Here is a 3916-nt window from a genome sequence, read left to right as displayed (position 1 = left end):
TATAATGATTTATAATGATATATTGACAATTTCCAAAAAAAATATTAATCATATTTTTCTTGTATTGTTCTTGTTTATCTTATTGATAATAGCCTCATGCATACGTCTTATAAATTCACCTCTATCCTCATACTTTAAAACATCCAAATATCCACGTGATACTAAATTAAAAGCAAATGGTGTTGGGATAGTCGTGCTAACAGTTTTAATAATTATTTCCTTATTTTCAATACGACTTAAAACTTCCTCAGCACTATTAACATCCATATAATCCTCAATAACCTCACGTCTAGCCTCATTGAGAATTGCAAAGTCATCATCAATTTCCCTTACAAAATTAAGTAAAATCTTACTCGTTACTTGTTGACGACCAACACTCTTTTCATGTCCCTTATAACGACGTAAAATCATTAAAGATCTATTTGCACAATCTCTAAATCTGCTGGCAAGTGTTTCTGTCTTATCAATAGCTTCAATAAGTATTTCTCTTAAATTATCACTATTTAGTTCCTCAAAGGCTTCAACACCACCAATCTTTGAATCACTACTTAAATAAAATCCATTATCATCAATACTAATCATAATATCATGATGATATCGTCTAGATATGATGTATGCTACTGCACGACTAAGAGCATCATTAACACGTCTACCATAGAGACAGTGGAAAACAACAAATTTTCTACCACCAAATCCAGTATAATACTCTACTAATAACTTATTCTTAGATGGAATTTCACTATACAAGTACTGTTCTAAGAAGTAATAATAGATAGATTTTGCAGAATTCTCATCAACATACAAGTAATTCTTAATATACTCTATAATCTCACTTTCAGAAATATCACTGGATAACTTCCAATCCATAATGGCCCTGAAGTTTTGAATAGACACAGCCAAATCATATGATAATGGAAGTTGTTCTGAAACCCATGAGGGAATACTTGGAGTAGAACTACTTGGAATAACACTAACTGTCATACCACGTGCATACATGAATTTATAAACACGTCCACCAAGAGTAAATGTATCACCTTTATGCAGACGTTCCATAAAATCTCCATCAATACTTCCAATAACCTTTCCATTACATTTAACTCTTGCATGACTACGTGAGGCAATAGTACCAATATTTGTTGAATAAAGAACTCTTGCAAGCTTGCCACGTTTTCCAAAGGTATTACTATCCCAGTCAACCCATATTTTAGCATAAACATATCTTTGTTCAAGTTTAGTGTATTCACCTGCAAGATATCTTAAAACCTGTTCATAGGACTCCCATGAAAGATCATGATATGGCATTGCCTGTTTTATTAGATTATAAACCTGTTTTATATTCTGTTTATGTTCAATACTAATACCATAAATATGTTGGGATAATACATCAAGACAATTCATTGGAATATTTATTTTATCAACATTTCCCTCAAGAGCATTCTTAAGTATCAAACTACATTCAACAAGATCATCCCTATTTACAACAACAAGTCTTCCCTTAGATTTTTCATGAAGTCTATGTCCACTTCTACCAATTCTCTGAAGAGCACGTGAAACAGATTTAGGAGAACTAATAAGAATTACAAGATCGATATATCCAATATCAATACCTAATTCTAGGGAGGTACTACTTACAACAACTTTCAAATTCCCTTTTTTAAGATTTTCCTCAGTTTCAAGTCGAACTTCCTTTGAAAGAGATGAATGATGTGCCATAACATTTTTTGAACTATAATACTTTGGATATTTGCTTGTTAATTTATATGAAACACTCTCAGCACCACTTCTAGTGTTTGTGAATATGAGTGTTGTTTCATGTTTTTGAATTAGATTATGAAGCATACTATATAATTTATCATTCAATGTTTCAACATCTGTTTCAATAATATTTTCCACAGGACAAAGTACTTTCATATCTAATTTTTTCAAGTAATTTACATTTACTATTTCACAAGGTCTTGGTTGTCCATAGAAATATCCAACAAGAAAGTTTGCAATACTTCTAGGTGGATTTACAGTTGCACTTAAACCAATACGAGTAAAACCGCCAGTAAGTTCTTCTAGTCTTTCTAAAGTAAGACTAAGATGTGTGCCCCTTTTATTTTCGGCAAGAGAATGTATTTCATCAACAATAACATAACTCACATCTCTTAGTTTTTCCCTAAATTTTGGTGCAACAAGAAGTATTGATAAGGTTTCAGGAGTTGTAATGAGAATATGTGGGGGATGTTTTAGCATTTTAGAACGTTGATATTGGGTTGTGTCTCCTGTACGTACAGCTTGTCTAATACCAAGATCATATCCTGCTTCTTTATTAATACCTTCAAGTGGAGCTTCTAAATTTTTTGAAATATCATTATCAAGAGCTTTTAGTGGAGAGATGTAAATACAGTAAACCTTTTCTTCAAGCATTCCCCTTTGACTAAGACTTGTAAGACCAGAAAGTATTGCAAGAAATGCTGTTAGAGTTTTACCAGAACCTGTTGGTGAGAGAACCAGTATGTTTTGTCCACTTGTAATAGAAGGTATTGCCTGTCTTTGTGCATCAGTAAATGTTTCAAATGAACTTTTAAACCACTTACTAACAAAGGGGTGTAGTAATTTATGAATTTCATCATCAGTATATGTTTTTGTCAAAATAGAATCATCTCTCTTAATAATTGTTTAATTCATGATTTATGGATATTATATCCTTAACATATCCAAATGGATAAATATCTCCCTCTTCAACAGCAATAACTTCAAAATTATTAATATCCTCTATAAAGGGGGAGATTGTTTTTTCATGTAATATATCAGAACCATAACTTATCTGTGTAAATGATGGAATAACAATTAGGTTATAATTCTGCCAAGTTCCCTTTAGGTATGTTTTTATTTTTTCAACACGTCTACCACTACAAATACTGATACATGGATGTTCATGTCCTATTATTATTGTTTTAATATTTTCTGGTATTTCCTGTGGTAATTCATGTCCATGTGTTATATAGTAGTTATCAATAATCATATGATTTTTCAGGTGTAGATTTCTCTTATTTAAGATGTATTGTGTGAAGTTATCATGGTTTCCCTTTATAATATCTATGTCAATAAATATATCTTGAAGGTAGTCTATGAAGCTTAACACTTCTCTCCACTCTTGTTTATCTATCCTTCCAAAGTTATGTTTAATATCACCATTTAGTATGATACTACTAGCTTTGGCCTTTTTTTGTATATTTTCTAACGAATCTATTATTTTATCAAATTGGATTTGGGGAAGCATAAGTCCCTGTTTATTTAATGTAGATTCATATCCTAGATGTATATCTGATATTATGAGTGTGTCATTGATTTTCAGTGCTCTATCAATAACTTCAGCTTCATATATTTTAAAGGAATTCATAGTAATATATATTTATTTAATATGTATTATGTCTTTAATAGTCTCTGAGTCACTCTCAGTAACTTAGTTGATTTTTGAATTTTTAAAATTTTCACAAAAACTAGAAATACTCTTTAAATAGTTTTAAATTAAAAAGTTACACTTGAAATTATTCTATTATGAAAAATAAGCATAAAAAAGTCTTAGAAAGTCTTTATATAATGAGGAGAGTATATATTTATATGAAAAACTTAAAAATAAAAGCTCTGAATATTATTTTGAATGACAAACAAATTAAACTTCACGATTTTATAGAAGATTTTTGTAGAAATTGAATTTAAGACATTTTTAGAGATAGATAAATCTAAATGTAAATCAAAATCAGTTACAACAGACCTTAAAAAAGAATATGGAAAACCAATAGATAAATTAATAATGGATCACCAATTTCATGGTTTTAATTACAACAAAAGATAAATAGGGACCTTAAAAAGTTTATTAAAGAAAATATCTTGAATGAAAATGAAACAAATAAATTATATCAACAAAAGA

The 3916-nt window shown here is 29.7% G+C and carries 2 protein-coding genes; both read right to left on the bottom strand.

Going from position 1 to position 3916, the window contains the following annotated elements; genetic code table 11:
* Positions 1 to 48: 48 nt before the first annotated feature.
* On the bottom strand, positions 49 to 2634 hold the full coding sequence (locus A9758_RS01830) for an ATP-dependent helicase (RefSeq protein ID WP_011405767.1): 2586 nt from the start codon (positions 2632 to 2634) through the stop codon (positions 49 to 51).
* Between the two features lie 16 nt (positions 2635 to 2650).
* Positions 2651 to 3385 carry a metallophosphoesterase gene (locus tag A9758_RS01825; protein WP_011405768.1) on the bottom strand — a complete coding sequence of 245 codons (735 nt, stop codon included), beginning with the start codon at positions 3383 to 3385 and terminating at the stop codon, positions 2651 to 2653.
* Positions 3386 to 3916 lie beyond the last annotated feature (531 nt).

Origin of the sequence: Methanosphaera sp. A6 (genome assembly GCF_001729395.1) — an archaeon.
In the GTDB taxonomy this organism is placed as follows: Archaea; Methanobacteriota; Methanobacteria; order Methanobacteriales; family Methanobacteriaceae; genus Methanosphaera; species Methanosphaera stadtmanae.
The sequence above is the reverse complement of the archived record's forward strand: the minus strand, read 5'-3'. Positions and strand labels throughout refer to the sequence as shown.